Here is a 17,482-nt window from a genome sequence, read left to right as displayed (position 1 = left end):
AAGCGTCGCATCAGGCATGAAACAGATTACTTTTTGATTTCATACAGCGGCGTTTGACCCGCCACAACATGACCCTGAGCTTGAATGTTCAGGCCGCTGAAATCGTCGATATTGCTGCAAACCACTGGGCTAATCATCGAGCGGGCGTTAGCGTTCAGGTAATCCAGATCCATTTCCAGAACCGGTTGCCCTGCGCTTACTTGCGCGCCCTCTTCCACCAGACGTTTAAAGCCTTTACCTTCCAGCGCCACGGTGTCGATACCCATGTGGACGACGATCTCGGCGCCTTTTTCGGTTTCCAGGCAGAACGCGTGGTTGGTGTTGAAGATTTTTACGATAGTCCCTGCGGCTGGTGATACAACGATTTTATCCGTCGGTTTCACCGCCACACCGTCGCCCACCGCTTTGCTGGCAAACGCTTCGTCTGGCACCTGATCCAGTGCGACAACATCACCAGTGATCGGCGATACCAGCTCAGCGATAGACACTGCATTTGGTACAGCCTGTGGTTTCGCAACCGGCGCGGCAGTTGCTGGAGCAGCTTCAGCAGAAGCAGCAGCTACCGGACCACGAGCAACGACTTTCTTCATCGCATCACCGATAGATTCCGCTTTCGCACCAACAATCACCTGGATGGTCTGTTTGTTCAGTTTCACCACCCCAGAAGCACCCAGACGTTTACACATCGCATCGTTGACGCGGGCTGAGTCACCCACCGTCAGGCGCAGACGGGTAATACAGGCGTCAATCGCTTTCAGGTTGTCACTACCGCCAACCGCAGCAATATAGTTGGTCGCCAGTTGAGTCAGACCTTCTTCAGTGTTGCTGTTGGCTTCTTCAGTAACAATTTCGTCTTCTTTATCTTCACGACCTGGCGTTTTCAGGTTGAACATGCGGATAACTGCACTGAACACCACAAAGTAGATAACGAAGAAGATAACGCCCATCACCAGCAGCATCCAGACGTTCTGGCTGGCTGCCGGCAGGTTATACATCAACGCATAGTCGATGGCACCCGCAGAAAAGGAGAAGCCCGCGTGAATACCCAGCAGCGTTGCCACAAACAGGCTAATACCGGTCAGCAGTGCGTGCAGAAGGTACAGCAACGGAGCAAGGAACATGAACAGGAATTCCAGCGGCTCGGTAACACCGGTCAGGAACGCGGTGATAGCAACGGAAAGCAGCATCCCGCCAACCATCGGACGACGCTCTTTCGGTGCTGCGAAGTACATCGCCAGTGCCGCACCCGGCAGACCAAACATCATGATCGGGAAGAAGCCGGACATGAACATCCCCGCAGTGCCATCACCGGCATAGAAGCGGTTGATGTCGCCGTGGAAAACCGTCCCCGCCGCGTTGGTGAATTCACCAATCTGGAACCAGGCGATGGTGTTCAGCACCTGATGCAGACCGGTTGGGATCAGCAGACGGTTGATGAAACCAAAGATACCGGAGCCCAGCGCGCCCGCAGAAACGATCCATTCACCACCAGCATGAATAGCGTGCTGCACCGGTGGCCAGACATAACCAAAAATAGCCGCCAATACCAGGCAGAAGAAGCCAGTGGCAATCGGCACAAAACGTTTACCACCGAAGAAGCTCAGGAAGTCCGGCAGTTTAATATCGGACCAGCGATTATAGGCTGCACCACCGACCAGACCGGTAATGATACCCGCCAGTACACCCATGTTGATTTCCGGGTTGATGGTCACCATCGCTTTGGTTAACACAAAGTAACCTACCGCACCTGCCAGCGCCGCCGCACCTGCGCTGTCTTTGGACCAGCTGGATGCCACGCCGATGGCGAAGATTAATGCGAGGTTATCAAAAATCGCGCCGCCCGCCTGGGCAATAAACGCAACGTTAAGTAAATCTGGCTGACCGAATCGCAGCAACAGTGCCGCCACCGGCAGTACTGCGATAGGGAGCTGTAACGCCCTACCGAGTCGCTGAAAAAACCCTAAAATATTCATCTTATTCCCCCTACGAGAATCCTATTTGGCTCGTTTAAAGCCGTTTTTTATTTTGCTGCAAACTGTACTGCCGATGTTCTGTAATCATATTGTTAGATCATCTGCTACAGAGTGTGTAAAAAATTAATTCGTACCGCAAATTAAACGCGTGTCTTTTGTGAGTTTTGTCACCAAATATCGTTATCATTACTCCCTTTTACTGGCTAAACCAGAAAACTTATTTTATCATTCAAAAAATCAGGTCGGATTGACGCCTCTCTGCGCAAATCCAGGTTACGCTTAAAGATGCCTAATCCGCCAACGGCTTACATTTTACTTATTGAGGTGAATAATGAGACTGATCCCCCTGACTACCGCTGAACAGGTCGGCAAATGGGCTGCTCGCCATATCGTTAATCGTATCAACGCGTTCAAACCGACTGCCGATCGTCCGTTCGTGCTCGGTCTGCCGACTGGCGGCACACCGATGACCACCTATAAAGCGTTAGTCGAAATGCATAAAGCAGGCCAGGTCAGCTTTAAACACGTTGTCACCTTCAACATGGATGAATATGTCGGTCTGCCGAAAGAGCATCCGGAAAGTTACTACAGCTTTATGCACCGTAATTTCTTCGATCACGTTGATATTCCAGCAGAAAATATCAACCTTCTCAACGGTAACGCCCCGGATATCGACGCCGAGTGCCGCCAGTATGAAGAAAAAATCCGCTCTTACGGTAAAATTCATCTGTTTATGGGCGGCGTAGGTAACGACGGTCACATCGCATTTAACGAACCGGCCTCTTCTCTGGCTTCTCGCACCCGTATCAAAACCCTGACTCATGACACTCGCGTCGCGAACTCTCGTTTCTTTGATAACGATGTTAATCAGGTGCCAAAATATGCCCTGACTGTCGGTGTTGGTACATTGCTGGATGCCGAAGAAGTGATGATTCTGGTTCTGGGTAGCCAGAAAGCACTGGCGCTGCAAGCCGCAGTTGAAGGTTGCGTTAACCATATGTGGACCATCAGCTGCCTGCAACTGCATCCGAAAGCGATCATGGTGTGCGATGAACCTTCCACCATGGAGCTGAAAGTTAAGACTTTAAGATATTTCAATGAATTAGAAGCAGAAAATATCAAAGGTCTGTAATTATTATCCCTGCCCTGACACCTTGTTCAGGGCAATATTATCTTTAAAATCGGGGGTCGGAATGTATGCATTAACCCAGGGCCGGATCTTTACCGGTCACGAATTTCTTGATGACCACGCGGTTGTTATCGCTGATGGCCTGATTAAAAGCGTCTGTCCGGTTGCGGAACTGCCGTCAGAAATTGAACAACGTTCACTGAACGGAGCCATTCTCTCCCCCGGTTTTATTGATGTACAGTTAAACGGCTGCGGCGGCGTGCAGTTCAACGACACTGCGGAAGCGGTAAGCGTTGAAACGCTGGAAATCATGCAGAAAGCCAATGAGAAATCAGGCTGTACTAACTATCTGCCGACGCTTATCACTACCAGCGATGACCTGATGAAACAGGGTGTGCGCGTAATGCGCGAGTACCTGGCAAAACATCCGAATCAGGCATTAGGTCTGCATCTGGAAGGTCCGTGGCTGAACCTGGTGAAAAAAGGCACTCATAACCCGAATTTCGTGCGTAAACCCGATGCTGCGCTGGTTGATTTCCTGTGCGAAAACGCTGATGTGATTACTAAAGTTACCCTGGCACCGGAAATGGTTCCTGCGGAAGTCATCAGCAAACTGGCAAATGCCGGGATTGTGGTTTCTGCTGGTCACTCCAACGCGACGTTGAAAGAAGCGAAAGCCGGTTTCCGCGCAGGTATTACTTTTGCCACCCATCTGTATAACGCGATGCCGTATATTACTGGTCGCGAACCGGGACTGGCAGGTGCAATTCTCGACGAAGCAGACATTTATTGCGGTATTATTGCCGATGGCCTGCACGTTGATTACGCTAACATCCGCAACGCCAAACGTCTGAAAGGCGACAAACTGTGTCTGGTCACCGACGCTACTGCACCAGCAGGCGCCAATATTGAACAGTTCATTTTTGCGGGTAAAACAATATACTACCGCAACGGACTTTGTGTGGATGAAAATGGTACGTTAAGTGGTTCATCATTAACCATGATTGAAGGCGTGCGTAATCTGGTCGAACATTGCGGTATCGCACTGGATGAAGTGCTGCGTATGGCGACGCTCTACCCGGCACGTGCAATTGGCGTTGAAAAACGTCTCGGCACGCTCGCCGCAGGTAAAGTGGCCAACCTGACCGCATTCACACCTGATTTTAAAATCACCAGGACCATCGTTAATGGTAACGAGGTCGTAACTCAATAAGAGAAAGTATGACACCAGGCGGACAAGCTCAGATAGGTAATGTTGATCTCGTAAAACAGCTTAACAGCGCGGCGGTTTATCGCCTGATTGACCAGTTCGGGCCAATCTCGCGGATTCAGATTGCTGAGCAAAGCCAGCTTGCCCCCGCCAGCGTAACCAAAATTACACGTCAGCTTATCGAACGCGGGCTGATCAAAGAAGTCGATCAGCAGGCCTCCACCGGGGGCCGCCGCGCTATCTCCATCGTTACTGAAACTCGTAATTTCCACGCTATCGGCGTACGACTCGGTCGTCACGATGCCACCATCACTCTGTTTGATCTCAGCAGCAAAGTGCTGGCAGAAGAACATTATCCGCTACCAGAACGTACCCAGCAGACGCTGGAACATGCCCTGCTGAATGCCATTGCTCAGTTTATTGATAGCTACCAGCGCAAACTGCGCGAGCTGATCGCGATTTCCGTGATCCTGCCCGGGCTTGTTGACCCGGACAGCGGTAAAATTCATTACATGCCGCATATTCAGGTGGAAAACTGGGGGCTGGTAGAGGCACTGGAAGAGCGTTTTAAAGTGACCTGTTTTGTCGGTCACGATATCCGCAGTCTGGCGCTGGCAGAGCACTACTTCGGTGCAAGTCAGGATTGCGAAGACTCTATTCTGGTGCGAGTACATCGCGGAACCGGGGCCGGTATTATCTCTAACGGGCGCATTTTTATCGGTCGCAACGGCAACGTCGGTGAAATTGGTCATATTCAGGTCGAACCACTGGGTGAACGCTGCCACTGCGGCAACTTCGGTTGTCTGGAAACTATCGCTGCCAACGCCGCCATTGAACAGCGGGTGTTGAATCTGTTAAAGCAGGGCTACCAGAGCCGTGTGCCGCTGGATGACTGCACTATCAAAACTATCTGCAAAGCCGCGAACAAAGGCGACGGTCTGGCGTCGGAAGTGATTGAGTATGTCGGTCGTCATCTGGGCAAAACCATCGCCATTGCTATCAACTTATTTAATCCGCAAAAAATTGTTATCGCCGGTGAAATTACCGAAGCCGATAAAGTGCTGCTCCCTGCTATTGAAAGCTGCATTAATACCCAGGCGCTGAAGGCATTTCGCACCAATCTGCCCGTGGTACGTTCTGAGCTGGATCACCGCTCAGCAATCGGCGCTTTTGCGCTGGTAAAACGCGCCATGCTCAACGGTATTTTGCTCCAGCATTTGCTGGAAAATTAATGTGCTTTTATAGTGGCGCTTATTGTTGTCAATATTCTGGGTAGTCCATGACCATTAAAAATGTAATTTGCGATATCGACGGCGTGCTGATGCACGATAACGTCGCCGTACCGGGTGCAGCGGAATTTTTGCACGGGATTATGGATAAAGGCCTGCCGCTGGTGTTGCTGACCAACTATCCTTCGCAGACCGGGCAAGATCTGGCGAACCGCTTTGCCACTGCGGGTGTCGATGTGCCGGACAGCGTGTTTTATACCTCCGCGATGGCAACCGCCGATTTCCTGCGCCGTCAGGAAGGTAAAAAAGCGTATGTGGTGGGCGAAGGCGCGCTGATCCATGAGCTGTACAAAGCCGGTTTCACTATTACGGACGTGAATCCTGATTTTGTGATTGTTGGCGAAACGCGTTCATACAACTGGGACATGATGCATAAAGCGGCGTATTTCGTCGCTAACGGTGCGCGATTTATCGCCACTAACCCGGATACCCACGGGCGCGGTTTTTATCCCGCCTGTGGCGCGCTGTGCGCAGGTATTGAGAAAATCTCCGGGCGTAAACCTTTTTATGTCGGTAAGCCAAGTCCGTGGATCATCCGCGCGGCATTAAACAAAATGCAGGCGCATTCGGAAGAAACGGTGATTGTCGGCGATAACCTGCGTACCGATATTCTGGCGGGCTTCCAGGCGGGTCTGGAGACGATTCTGGTGCTCTCTGGCGTTTCTTCGCTCGACGATATCGACAGTATGCCGTTCCGCCCAAGCTGGATTTACCCGTCGGTCGCTGAAATCGACGTTATCTGAATATCAACCACGTCTCAGGACGTGGTTTTTTATTTTCACCGCTCGCCAAAACTCACCCATTCAATAAAACACGTCAAAAATTATCGATTCATCAATAAACACGCCACTACACCCTACCCTTTTTCATCAATCAGCAATCACCATTACGTTTTTTATTTTTACACCGCCAAATCTCTTGCGCACAGTGCTGCTTTGCGGCATTTTTTTAAACAAGCAAACACAACAAGCAGCAAACACCAGGTTAACGGAGAAGGTTATGTGTTCAATTTTTGGCGTATTCGATATCAAAACAGACGCAGTTGAGCTGCGCAAGAAAGCACTCGAGCTGTCACGCCTGATGCGTCATCGTGGCCCGGACTGGTCCGGTATTTATGCCAGCGATAACGCCATTCTCGCCCACGAACGTCTGTCAATTGTTGACGTTAACGCAGGCGCGCAACCTCTCTACAACCAACAAAAAACCCACGTACTGGCGGTAAACGGTGAAATCTACAACCACCAGGCATTGCGCGCCGAGTATGGCGATCGTTACCAGTTCCAGACTGGATCTGACTGCGAAGTGATCCTCGCGCTGTATCAGGAAAAAGGGGCGGAATTTCTCGACGACTTGCAAGGCATGTTCGCCTTTGCCCTGTACGACAGCGAAAAAGATGCATATCTGATTGGTCGCGACCATCTGGGGATCATCCCGCTGTATATGGGCTATGACGAACATGGTCAGCTGTATGTGGCCTCAGAAATGAAAGCCCTGGTGCCGGTTTGCCGCACCATTAAAGAGTTCCCGGCAGGAAGCTATTTATGGAGTCAGGACGGCGAAATCCGTTCTTATTATCATCGCGACTGGTTCGACTACGATGCAGTGAAAGATAACGTGACCGACAAAAACGAGCTGCGCCAGGCGCTGGAGGATTCCGTTAAAAGCCATCTGATGTCCGATGTGCCGTACGGCGTGCTGCTCTCGGGTGGTCTGGATTCCTCAATTATTTCTGCGATCACCAAGAAATACGCCGCCCGTCGCGTGGAAGATCAGGAACGCTCGGAAGCATGGTGGCCGCAGTTGCACTCCTTTGCCGTGGGTCTGCCGGGTTCACCGGATCTGAAAGCGGCACAGGAAGTGGCAAACCATCTGGGTACTGTGCATCACGAAATTCACTTCACCGTACAGGAAGGTCTGGATGCCATCCGCGACGTGATTTACCACATCGAAACCTATGATGTGACGACTATTCGCGCTTCGACGCCGATGTATTTAATGTCGCGTAAGATCAAGGCGATGGGTATTAAAATGGTGTTGTCAGGCGAAGGTTCTGACGAAGTATTTGGTGGTTATCTCTACTTCCACAAAGCGCCGAATGCCAAAGAGCTGCATGAAGAGACGGTACGTAAACTGCTGGCCCTGCATATGTATGACTGCGCACGCGCCAACAAAGCGATGTCAGCCTGGGGCGTGGAAGCACGCGTTCCGTTCCTCGACAAAAAATTCCTCGATGTGGCGATGCGCATTAACCCGCAGGATAAAATGTGCGGCAACGGCAAAATGGAAAAACACATCCTGCGTGAATGTTTTGAGTCGTATCTGCCCGCAAGCGTGGCCTGGCGGCAGAAAGAGCAGTTCTCTGATGGCGTCGGTTATAGCTGGATCGACACTCTGAAAGAAGTAGCGGCGCAGCAGGTTACTGATCAGCAAATGGAAACTGCCCGCTTCCGCTTCCCGTACAACACGCCAACTTCCAAAGAAGCATATCTGTACCGGGAAATCTTTGAAGAACTGTTCCCGCTTCCGAGCGCCGCAGAGTGCGTACCGGGCGGCCCTTCCGTCGCCTGTTCTTCCGCCAAAGCGATCGAGTGGGATGAAGCGTTCAAAAAAATGGATGATCCTTCTGGTCGCGCGGTTGGCGTTCACCAGTCAGCGTATAAATAAGAAGTGTATTAACGCCCCGGAGAATTCCGGGGCAATTTCAGTTACTGGGGAGCTTGTTGATTTTGATACGCAGTGAGGAAATGTTCCGGATTTGCTACATCGCTGTTTGACAACTCATCACTGTAAGCCACCGACCAGGTTGCCTGCTCATCCGGGATATGCAGGCTGCCATTTCCCTCTTTCAGGCGTAATAACTCAAAAGATTTGCCCTTAATTACGGCGGTATAGGATTTCTCACCGTCCTGTAATGCTTTCACTTTACAGCGAAAAATCTGACCATCGATGTCATTATCAACATGAGATACCTGAACGAGTGCTTCATTTTTCGCTTTCGGCCCGATTCGCATCATCCAGACCACTGCCCCTTCCTGACCACGATAACCAAAGACATACTTACCGATTTCCGATCGGGCTTCGTCGGCAAATGCGGATTGCATAAGTAATAAAGCACTGACCAGCACCGTGATAAAACGCAGCATATTATTCCCTCAATAAATAGCCTGAAGTGGTAGCAGAGATGCAGGCACCGCAATCCCTGCTCTGTCCAATCGTAACGGTGCAGTATTTCATGGGATAATTCTCGGGCGCTATTGTTGAATTCCGAATTTCATCCTGCATCGCAAAACAACAGAGAAAAACACGAAATAAACAATAATTGACGAATATAGCGCCACGCTGTTCGCAACCTAACCAAACAGTCACTTTCGAGCAATTTTCCTTGAAAAAGAGGTTGACGCTGCAAGGCTCTATACGCATAATGCGCCCCGCAACGCCGATAAGGTAACGCGAAAAAAAAGATGGCTACGTAGCTCAGTTGGTTAGAGCACATCACTCATAATGATGGGGTCACAGGTTCGAATCCCGTCGTAGCCACCATCTTTTTTTTGCGGGAGTGGCGAAATTGGTAGACGCACCAGATTTAGGTTCTGGCGCCGCAAGGTGTGCGAGTTCAAGTCTCGCCTCCCGCACCATTCACCAGAAAGCGTTGTACGGATGGGGTATATCCAGGCTGTAAGTTAGCCACCTCGGCTGGCAATGATATAGTTTGAAGTTCTCCATTCTGTAAGAAATTTGTTGGGGTATCGCCAAGCGGTAAGGCACCGGTTTTTGATACCGGCATTCCCTGGTTCGAATCCAGGTACCCCAGCCATCTTCTTCGAGTAAGCGGTTCACCGCCCGGTTATTGGGGTATCGCCAAGCGGTAAGGCACCGGTTTTTGATACCGGCATTCCCTGGTTCGAATCCAGGTACCCCAGCCATCTTCTTCGAGTAAGCGGTTCACCGCCCGGTTATTGGGGTATCGCCAAGCGGTAAGGCACCGGTTTTTGATACCGGCATTCCCTGGTTCGAATCCAGGTACCCCAGCCATCGAAGAAATAATCTGGCTACGTAGCTCAGTTGGTTAGAGCACATCACTCATAATGATGGGGTCACAGGTTCGAATCCCGTCGTAGCCACCAAATTCTGAATGTGTCGAATATGTTCGGCAAATTCGAAAAAATTTGTTGGGGTATCGCCAAGCGGTAAGGCACCGGATTCTGATTCCGGCATTCCGAGGTTCGAATCCTCGTACCCCAGCCAATTTATTCAAGACGCTTACATCGTAAGTGCACCCAGTTGGGGTATCGCCAAGCGGTAAGGCACCGGATTCTGATTCCGGCATTCCGAGGTTCGAATCCTCGTACCCCAGCCAATTTATTCAAGACGCTTACATCGTAAGTGCACCCAGTTGGGGTATCGCCAAGCGGTAAGGCACCGGATTCTGATTCCGGCATTCCGAGGTTCGAATCCTCGTACCCCAGCCACATTAGAAAAGCTCGCTTCGGCGAGCTTTTTGCTTTTCTGCATATATTCAATGTCGAATGCGATGTTGATACAGCTAATTTGAATTTGGCTCACGGTTCAGGGCAAACCAGCCTGGAAGCACACGCAGGCGCGGCTTTCCCCCTCACCCTAACCCTCTCCACGAGGGGCGAGGGGATCGTCCGCACGCTTTTGTAGCTTTGGTATCAACCGTTACGCTACAACCCTAACGCATACTTCAGCGCCTGACGTTTCAAAACGCCAGCACGCTCCGCCGCCATTAATCCGAGATTACGCATAAAACGCAGCGGCGGCAGATTATTGCTGAATCCGGCATAAAACAGATCCATACCGCTCTGCATAATAAAGTTATCCGCCATGCGCCGCATCTGGTAACGCTTGAGAATGGGATAACTGGCCCATGCTTCACCATGACTGCGCGCGTTTACCAGAACGTCAATCAGGGCATCGACATCACGATAACCAAGATTCACCCCCTGCCCCGCCAGCGGATGGATGGTGTGCGCGGCATCGCCCACCAGCGCCAGCCCCGGCTGAACATACTGCAATGCATGACGGCGCGTCAGCGGAAAAGCGCCTGCGGCAAGCGGCGTCACATAACCCAGACGCGACGGGAAATGTTTCGCTATCTCCGCCTGCAACTGCACCATATTCATATTCTGCAACTGGCGAATGCGCGCCGGAGAGTCATACCACACCAGCGACGCCCAGTTATCAAACAGCGGCAGAAACGCGCGTGGGCCGTCCGGGGTAAACTGCTGCCAGGTGCTGTCGCCGGGATCGTTCTCGCACTGTACGCTAATCAACATACACGACTGCGCATACTGCCAGGCATGAACGCCAATTCCCGCCATCTGCCGCACCTGCGAATTTGCGCCGTCGGCACCAATCACCAGTTTCGCGCGGATCGTTTCACCGCCCTTCAGTTCCAGCTCCTGAAGATCATTATGGCGATGCAGCGCAATCAGCGAGGTAGGCACACGTAACGTTACTTTCGGATGCGCTTCCAGCGCCTGCCACAGCGCCTGTTGCAGGACCGTGTTTTCCACCATATAGCCAAGCAACGGTAGCTTAAGTTCAGCGGCGTCAAACACCACATGCGCCGTTTCCCACTCCCAGGTTTCCAGTCTGCGGTAAGGATGGCAACGCATGGCCTGTACCGCATCCCAGACGCCTAAACCTTTAAGCAATGATACCGAAGCCGCGCTGATCGCTGAGATCCGAACGTCCGGTTGGCTGTCAGCGACAAACGGTGCAGGTTCTGCGTGCTCGATCACCGTTACCGTAAATCCGTGCTGTGCCAGTCCCAGCGCCAGTGCGCCACCGACCATTCCTCCGCCGACAATGGCAATTTCCGTTGGTTGATTTGTCATGGTCAATCATCCTGTTAGCAATATGCTTTAAGTTTACAGGATTTTTACCCCCAAGGGCTGATAACGCTCATACTGGTCACAACGGCAGCAAAGCATTACACTATGCGCCCTGCATTCCTGGCTACTATTTCGCAAGAGCAAGTCGATGACCAAAAAACTCCATATTAAAACCTGGGGCTGTCAGATGAACGAGTACGATTCATCGAAGATGGCCGATCTGCTGGATGCCACCCACGGCTATCAACTGACCGACGTGGCGGAAGAAGCGGATGTGCTGCTGCTGAACACCTGCTCAATCCGCGAGAAGGCTCAGGAAAAAGTCTTCCATCAGTTGGGTCGCTGGAAACTGTTAAAAGAGAAGAATCCAGACCTGATTATCGGCGTCGGCGGCTGCGTGGCATCGCAAGAAGGCGAGCACATTCGCCAGCGCGCCCACTATGTCGATATTATTTTTGGGCCGCAAACGCTGCACCGCCTGCCGGAGATGATTAACTCCGTGCGCGGCGACCGCAGCCCGGTTGTAGATATCAGCTTCCCGGAAATCGAGAAGTTTGACCGTCTGCCGGAACCGCGCGCCGAAGGGCCGACCGCGTTTGTCTCCATAATGGAAGGCTGCAATAAATATTGCACCTACTGCGTGGTGCCTTACACCCGTGGTGAAGAGGTAAGCCGTCCGTCCGACGATATTCTGTTTGAGATTGCCCAACTTGCGGCTCAGGGCGTGCGTGAAGTCAACCTGCTCGGCCAGAACGTGAACGCCTGGCGTGGTGAGAACTACGACGGCACCACCGGATCGTTTGCCGATCTGCTGCGTCTGGTTGCTGCGATCGACGGGATCGATCGTATTCGCTTTACCACCAGCCATCCGATCGAATTCACCGACGATATCATCGAAGTGTATCGCGACACACCGGAGCTGGTGAGCTTCCTGCACCTGCCGGTACAGAGCGGTTCCGATCGCATTCTGAACCTGATGGGACGTACCCATACGGCGCTGGAGTACAAAGCGATCATCCGTAAACTGCGGGCGGCGCGTCCGGATATTCAGATCAGTTCTGACTTCATCGTTGGCTTCCCTGGCGAAACCACCGAAGACTTCGAGAAAACGATGAAGCTGATTGCCGACGTCAATTTCGACATGAGCTACAGCTTTATCTTCTCCGCACGTCCGGGGACGCCAGCCGCCGATATGGTTGATGATGTTCCGGAAGAAGAGAAGAAGCAGCGTCTGTATATTCTGCAAGAGCGCATTAATCAGCAGGCGATGGCATGGAGCCGCCGGATGCTCGGCACCACCCAGCGTATTCTGGTAGAAGGGACTTCACGTAAGAGCATCATGGAGCTTTCCGGGCGTACCGAAAATAACCGCGTGGTCAACTTCGAGGGCACACCGGATATGATCGGTAAATTCGTCGATGTAGAAATTACCGACGTCTACCCGAACTCCCTGCGCGGTAAAGTGGTACGTACCGAAGAGGAAATGGGTCTGCGCGTGGCAGAAACCCCGGAATCGGTGATTGCCCGTACCCGCAAAGAAAATGACCTGGGCGTGGGTTATTATCAGCCGTAATTCTCAGGCTCGCCGTTCCGGCAAGTTATGAGATTGACGACAAATGCAAATTGCCTGATGCGCTACGCTTATCAGGCCTACATGATTCCTGCAATATATTGAATTCGCATGAATTTGTAGGCTGGATAAGGCGTTTACGCCGCATCCGGCATGAACAATACGCACTCCGTCAATTATCACTGGCCCGCCGTTCCGGTGGGCCTTGTTTTTTCTCTCTTTATCCCCATCTTTATCGCAATGCTTGCGCCTTTTTCCTGTGGCGTGAATAATTTCCTTATAGGCCGGTGAATGTTCAGCTTCCGGCGGCATACAGATAAGAGGAACGGTTTGAACATAGACACTCGCGAAATCACCCTGGAGCCAGCAGACAATGCGCGTCTGTTGAGCCTGTGCGGCCCGTTTGATGACAATATCAAGCAGCTCGAACGCCGTCTCGGCATCGAAATCAATCGCCGCGATAACCACTTTAAACTGACCGGCCGTCCGATTTGCGTCACCGCTGCGGCAGATATTCTGCGTAGCCTGTATGTCGATACTGCCCCGATGCGCGGTCAGATTCAGGATATCGAGCCGGAACAGATCCACCTTGCGATTAAAGAAGCACGAGTGCTGGAGCAAAGCGCGGAGAGCGTGCCGGAGTACGGCAAAGCGGTCAATATCAAGACCAAACGCGGCGTGATTAAGCCGCGTACACCGAACCAGGCACAGTACATCGCCAATATTCTCGACCATGACATCACTTTCGGCGTTGGCCCGGCGGGTACGGGTAAAACCTACCTGGCGGTAGCTGCGGCGGTTGATGCCCTGGAGCGTCAGGAAATCCGCCGTATTCTGCTGACTCGTCCAGCAGTAGAGGCCGGTGAGAAGCTGGGCTTCCTGCCTGGCGATTTAAGTCAGAAAGTGGACCCGTATCTGCGTCCGCTGTACGACGCGCTGTTCGAAATGCTTGGCTTTGAGAAAGTCGAGAAGCTGATTGAGCGCAACGTTATTGAAGTCGCACCGCTGGCCTATATGCGTGGTCGTACGCTGAACGACGCCTTTATCATTCTTGATGAGAGCCAGAACACCACCATCGAACAGATGAAGATGTTCCTGACCCGTATCGGTTTTAACTCAAAAGCAGTTATCACCGGCGACGTCACGCAGATCGACCTGCCACGTAATACCAAGTCAGGCTTGCGTCACGCCATTGAGGTGCTCGCCGAAGTCGAAGAAATCAGCTTTAACTTCTTCCACAGCGAAGACGTGGTTCGTCACCCAGTGGTGGCGCGCATCGTTAACGCCTATGAAGCCTGGGAAGAAGCCGAACAAAAACGAAAAGCGGCGCTGGCAGCAGAGCGCAAGCGCGAAGAACAGGAACAAAAATGAGTCAGGTGATCCTCGATTTACAACTGGCATGTGAAGATAACTCCGGATTGCCGGAAGAGAGCCAGTTTCAGACATGGCTGAATGCGGTGATCCCGCAGTTTCAGGAAGAATCGGAAGTGACTATTCGCGTGGTCGATACCGCCGAAAGCCACAGTCTGAATCTGACCTATCGCGGTAAGGATAAGCCGACCAACGTGCTCTCCTTCCCGTTTGAAGTGCCTCCTGGCATGGAGATGTCGCTACTGGGCGATCTGGTTATCTGCCGTCAGGTGGTTGAGAAGGAAGCACAGGAGCAAGGCAAACCACTGGAGGCGCACTGGGCGCATATGGTGGTGCACGGCAGTCTGCATTTGTTAGGTTACGATCACATCGAAGATGACGAAGCAGAAGAAATGGAAGCCCTCGAAACAGAGATTATGCTTGCTCTGGGCTATGAGGATCCGTACATTGCCGAGAAAGAGTAATTTGCCAAGCATTTGACTGGCAGACGTCCCCGCCGTTGGCGATTAACGACGGCGTTTTGATTAACTAACATGAGAACCCATACGACGCCATGAGCGACGACAATTCACACAGTAGTGACACGATAAGCAACAAGAAGGGATTTTTCTCCCTGTTACTCAGCCAACTTTTCCACGGTGAACCGAAAAACCGTGACGAACTGCTGGCGCTGATCCGTGATTCCGGGCAGAACGACCTTATCGACGAAGATACGCGCGATATGCTCGAAGGGGTGATGGACATCGCAGACCAACGCGTTCGCGACATCATGATCCCCCGCTCCCAGATGATTACCCTGAAACGCAACCAGACGCTGGACGAATGCCTTGATGTCATCATCGAGTCCGCCCACTCACGTTTCCCGGTGATTAGCGAAGACAAAGATCACATTGAAGGGATTCTGATGGCGAAAGACTTGCTGCCGTTTATGCGTAGCGATGCTGAAGCCTTCAGCATGGACAAAGTGTTACGTCAGGCGGTTGTCGTTCCTGAAAGTAAGCGCGTAGACCGGATGCTGAAAGAGTTTCGCTCTCAGCGTTACCACATGGCGATCGTCATTGACGAATTCGGTGGTGTTTCCGGTCTGGTGACCATTGAAGACATCCTGGAACTGATTGTTGGTGAGATTGAAGACGAGTATGACGAAGAAGATGATATCGACTTCCGTCAGCTGAGTCGTCATACCTGGACCGTGCGCGCGCTGGCTTCTATTGAAGATTTCAACGAAGCGTTCGGCACCCACTTCAGCGATGAAGAGGTCGACACTATCGGTGGTCTGGTGATGCAGGCGTTTGGACATCTCCCGGCGCGTGGCGAAACCATCGACATCGACGGTTACCAGTTCAAGGTGGCGATGGCTGACAGTCGGCGTATTATTCAGGTTCATGTCAAAATCCCGGATGACTCACCCCAGCCGAAGCTGGATGAATAAAACCGAAACTGGATAGATAACTACATGGCTTTTGCCTCATTAATTGAACGCCAGCGCATTCGCCTGCTGCTGGCGTTATTATTCGGTGCCTGCGGAACGCTGGCCTTCTCTCCTTATGATGTCTGGCCTGCGGCGATTGTTTCGCTGATGGGGTTGCAGGCACTAACCTTTAACCGTCGCCCACTCCAGTCTGCCGCTATCGGCTTCTGCTGGGGATTTGGTCTCTTTGGCAGCGGTATTAACTGGGTCTATGTCAGCATTGCGACCTTTGGCGGGATGCCTGGCCCGGTAAACATCTTCCTGGTGGTACTGCTGGCGGCGTATCTGTCGTTGTATACCGGGCTGTTTGCCGGTGTGCTGTCGCGGCTGTGGCCGAAAACGACCTGGTTGCGCGTAGCCATTGCGGCTCCTGCCCTCTGGCAAGTGACCGAGTTTCTGCGCGGTTGGGTGCTGACTGGCTTCCCGTGGTTACAGTTCGGCTATAGTCAGATTGACGGCCCGTTAAAAGGGCTGGCACCGATAATGGGCGTGGAAGCCATTAACTTCCTGCTGATGATGGTAAGCGGCCTGTTGGCGCTGGCGCTGGTCAAACGCAACTGGCGTCCGCTGGTGGTAGCCGTCGTGCTGTTTGCCCTTCCCTTCCCGCTGCGTTACATCCAGTGGTTTACCCAGCAACCGGAGAAAACCATTCAGGTTTCGATGGTTCAGGGCGATATTCCGCAATCGCTGAAATGGGATGAAAGCCAGCTTCTTAATACGCTGAAAATTTATTACAACGCGACGGCGCTGCTGATGGGCAAATCTTCACTGATTATCTGGCCGGAGTCGGCGATAACCGATCTGGAAATTAATCAGCAACCGTTCCTCAAAGCACTGGACAGTGAGTTGCGCGATAAAGGTAGTTCGCTGGTAACCGGGATTGTCGACGCGCGCCTCAATAAGCAGAACCGCTACGATACTTACAACACCATCATCACGCTGGGTAAAGGTGCGCCGTACAGCTACGAATCAGCCGATCGCTATAACAAAAACCATCTGGTGCCGTTTGGCGAGTTTGTCCCGCTGGAGTCGATTCTGCGTCCGTTAGCACCGTTCTTTGATCTGCCGATGTCGTCGTTCAGCCGTGGGCCATATATCCAGCCGCCGCTGTCGGTAAATGGTATTGAGCTTACTGCGGCTATTTGCTACGAGATCATTCTCGGCGAGCAAGTGCGCGATAACTTCCGCCCGGATACCGACTATCTGCTGACCATCTCAAACGATGCGTGGTTTGGTAAGTCTATTGGTCCGTGGCAGCACTTCCAGATGGCGCGAATGCGTGCGCTGGAGCTGGCGCGCCCGCTGCTGCGTAGCACCAACAACGGCATTACGGCGGTAATTGGTCCGCAAGGTGAGATTCAGGCGATGATCCCGCAATTCACCCGCGAGGTGTTGACCACTCACGTGACGCCAACCACCGGACTCACACCGTACGCACGTACCGGCAACTGGCCGCTGTGGGTACTGACAGCACTGTTTGGTTTTGCCGCTGTGCTGATGAGTCTGCGTCAGCGACGTAAATAATCCCTTCTTATCGTGCCGGAATACATCCCGTATTTCGGCACATTCACCGGATGCAGCGTCAATGCGTTATCCGGATGACAAAATACG

The 17,482-nt window shown here is 52.2% G+C and carries 13 protein-coding genes and 9 tRNA genes; 19 read left to right on the top strand and 3 right to left on the bottom strand.

The window, feature by feature from the left end:
• Nucleotides 1-26: 26 nt before the first annotated feature.
• Nucleotides 27-1,973, bottom strand: coding sequence for a PTS N-acetyl glucosamine transporter subunit IIABC (gene nagE, locus WC5_RS08835; RefSeq protein WP_001023090.1), 1,947 nt, complete (start codon nt 1,971-1,973; stop codon nt 27-29).
• 331 nt (nt 1,974-2,304) lie between these two features.
• On the opposite strand from nagE, the gene nagB reads away from it, so the two are divergent.
• The 5 genes from nagB to asnB all read left to right on the top strand — a co-directional run bounded on the left by nagB (nt 2,305) and on the right by asnB (nt 8,265).
• Nucleotides 2,305-3,105 (top strand): glucosamine-6-phosphate deaminase, encoded by an 801-nt coding sequence (gene nagB / locus WC5_RS08840; protein ID WP_001237072.1) that lies wholly within the window; start codon nt 2,305-2,307, stop codon nt 3,103-3,105.
• Between the two features lie 61 nt (nt 3,106-3,166).
• Nucleotides 3,167-4,315: an N-acetylglucosamine-6-phosphate deacetylase gene (gene nagA, locus WC5_RS08845; RefSeq protein ID WP_000271177.1), complete on the top strand. Its 1,149-nt coding sequence runs from the start codon at nt 3,167-3,169 to the stop codon at nt 4,313-4,315.
• Nucleotides 4,316-4,323: 8 nt separating this feature from the next.
• Entirely contained in the window at nt 4,324-5,544 is a 1,221-nt protein-coding gene (gene nagC / locus WC5_RS08850) for a DNA-binding transcriptional regulator NagC (protein WP_000187570.1), read from the top strand.
• Nucleotides 5,545-5,591: 47 nt separating this feature from the next.
• Nucleotides 5,592-6,344: a ribonucleotide monophosphatase NagD gene (nagD, locus tag WC5_RS08855; protein ID WP_000153129.1), complete on the top strand. Its 753-nt coding sequence runs from the start codon at nt 5,592-5,594 to the stop codon at nt 6,342-6,344.
• A 256-nt stretch (nt 6,345-6,600) separates the two neighbouring features.
• Nucleotides 6,601-8,265 (top strand): asparagine synthase B, encoded by a 1,665-nt coding sequence (gene asnB, locus WC5_RS08860; RefSeq protein WP_000337056.1) that lies wholly within the window; start codon nt 6,601-6,603, stop codon nt 8,263-8,265.
• A gap of 41 nt (nt 8,266-8,306) precedes the next feature.
• Here the strand turns inward: asnB and WC5_RS25315 are convergent, their stop codons facing one another.
• Nucleotides 8,307-8,744 (bottom strand): hypothetical protein, encoded by a 438-nt coding sequence (locus WC5_RS25315; RefSeq protein ID WP_000943401.1) that lies wholly within the window; start codon nt 8,742-8,744, stop codon nt 8,307-8,309.
• Between the two features lie 320 nt (nt 8,745-9,064).
• On the opposite strand from WC5_RS25315, the gene WC5_RS08870 reads away from it, so the two are divergent.
• The 9 genes from WC5_RS08870 to WC5_RS08910 all read left to right on the top strand — a co-directional run bounded on the left by WC5_RS08870 (nt 9,065) and on the right by WC5_RS08910 (nt 10,070).
• Nucleotides 9,065-9,141: transfer RNA gene (locus tag WC5_RS08870), tRNA-Met, on the top strand.
• Between the two features lie 10 nt (nt 9,142-9,151).
• Nucleotides 9,152-9,236: transfer RNA gene (locus tag WC5_RS08875), tRNA-Leu, on the top strand.
• Between the two features lie 104 nt (nt 9,237-9,340).
• Nucleotides 9,341-9,415 (top strand) — tRNA-Gln (locus tag WC5_RS08880).
• 34 nt (nt 9,416-9,449) lie between these two features.
• Nucleotides 9,450-9,524: transfer RNA gene (locus WC5_RS08885), tRNA-Gln, on the top strand.
• Between the two features lie 34 nt (nt 9,525-9,558).
• Nucleotides 9,559-9,633 (top strand) — tRNA-Gln (locus tag WC5_RS08890).
• 15 nt (nt 9,634-9,648) lie between these two features.
• Nucleotides 9,649-9,725: transfer RNA gene (locus WC5_RS08895), tRNA-Met, on the top strand.
• 46 nt (nt 9,726-9,771) lie between these two features.
• Nucleotides 9,772-9,846, top strand: a tRNA-Gln gene (locus tag WC5_RS08900).
• A 37-nt stretch (nt 9,847-9,883) separates the two neighbouring features.
• Nucleotides 9,884-9,958 (top strand) — tRNA-Gln (locus WC5_RS08905).
• Between the two features lie 37 nt (nt 9,959-9,995).
• Nucleotides 9,996-10,070, top strand: a tRNA-Gln gene (locus WC5_RS08910).
• A 216-nt stretch (nt 10,071-10,286) separates the two neighbouring features.
• Here the strand turns inward: WC5_RS08910 and ubiF are convergent.
• Nucleotides 10,287-11,462: a 3-demethoxyubiquinol 3-hydroxylase gene (gene ubiF / locus WC5_RS08915; protein WP_000184610.1), complete on the bottom strand. Its 1,176-nt coding sequence runs from the start codon at nt 11,460-11,462 to the stop codon at nt 10,287-10,289.
• 145 nt (nt 11,463-11,607) lie between these two features.
• Between ubiF and miaB the strand changes: the two genes are divergently transcribed.
• From miaB to lnt, 5 genes are all read left to right on the top strand, one after another.
• Nucleotides 11,608-13,032, top strand: a complete 1,425-nt coding sequence (gene miaB / locus WC5_RS08920; RefSeq protein WP_000162741.1) for a tRNA (N6-isopentenyl adenosine(37)-C2)-methylthiotransferase MiaB — start codon at nt 11,608-11,610, stop codon at nt 13,030-13,032.
• Nucleotides 13,033-13,359: 327 nt separating this feature from the next.
• Entirely contained in the window at nt 13,360-14,400 is a 1,041-nt protein-coding gene (locus WC5_RS08925) for a PhoH family protein (RefSeq protein WP_002430212.1), read from the top strand.
• On the top strand, nt 14,397-14,864 hold the full coding sequence (gene ybeY / locus WC5_RS08930; RefSeq protein WP_000084469.1) for an rRNA maturation RNase YbeY: 468 nt from the start codon (nt 14,397-14,399) through the stop codon (nt 14,862-14,864). Before WC5_RS08925 ends, ybeY begins: the two co-directional genes overlap by 4 nt.
• 89 nt (nt 14,865-14,953) lie before the next feature.
• Nucleotides 14,954-15,832 carry a CNNM family magnesium/cobalt transport protein CorC gene (gene corC, locus WC5_RS08935; protein ID WP_001278605.1) on the top strand — a complete coding sequence of 293 codons (879 nt, stop codon included), beginning with the start codon at nt 14,954-14,956 and terminating at the stop codon, nt 15,830-15,832.
• A 24-nt stretch (nt 15,833-15,856) separates the two neighbouring features.
• Nucleotides 15,857-17,395 carry an apolipoprotein N-acyltransferase gene (gene lnt, locus WC5_RS08940; protein WP_000853082.1) on the top strand — a complete coding sequence of 513 codons (1,539 nt, stop codon included), beginning with the start codon at nt 15,857-15,859 and terminating at the stop codon, nt 17,393-17,395.
• Nucleotides 17,396-17,482: the final 87 nt, after the last annotated feature.

The organism is Escherichia sp. KTE114 (assembly GCF_000407765.1).
Taxonomy (GTDB): Bacteria; Pseudomonadota; Gammaproteobacteria; order Enterobacterales; family Enterobacteriaceae; genus Escherichia; species Escherichia ruysiae.
This window is presented reverse-complemented; position numbering and strand designations above follow the sequence as displayed.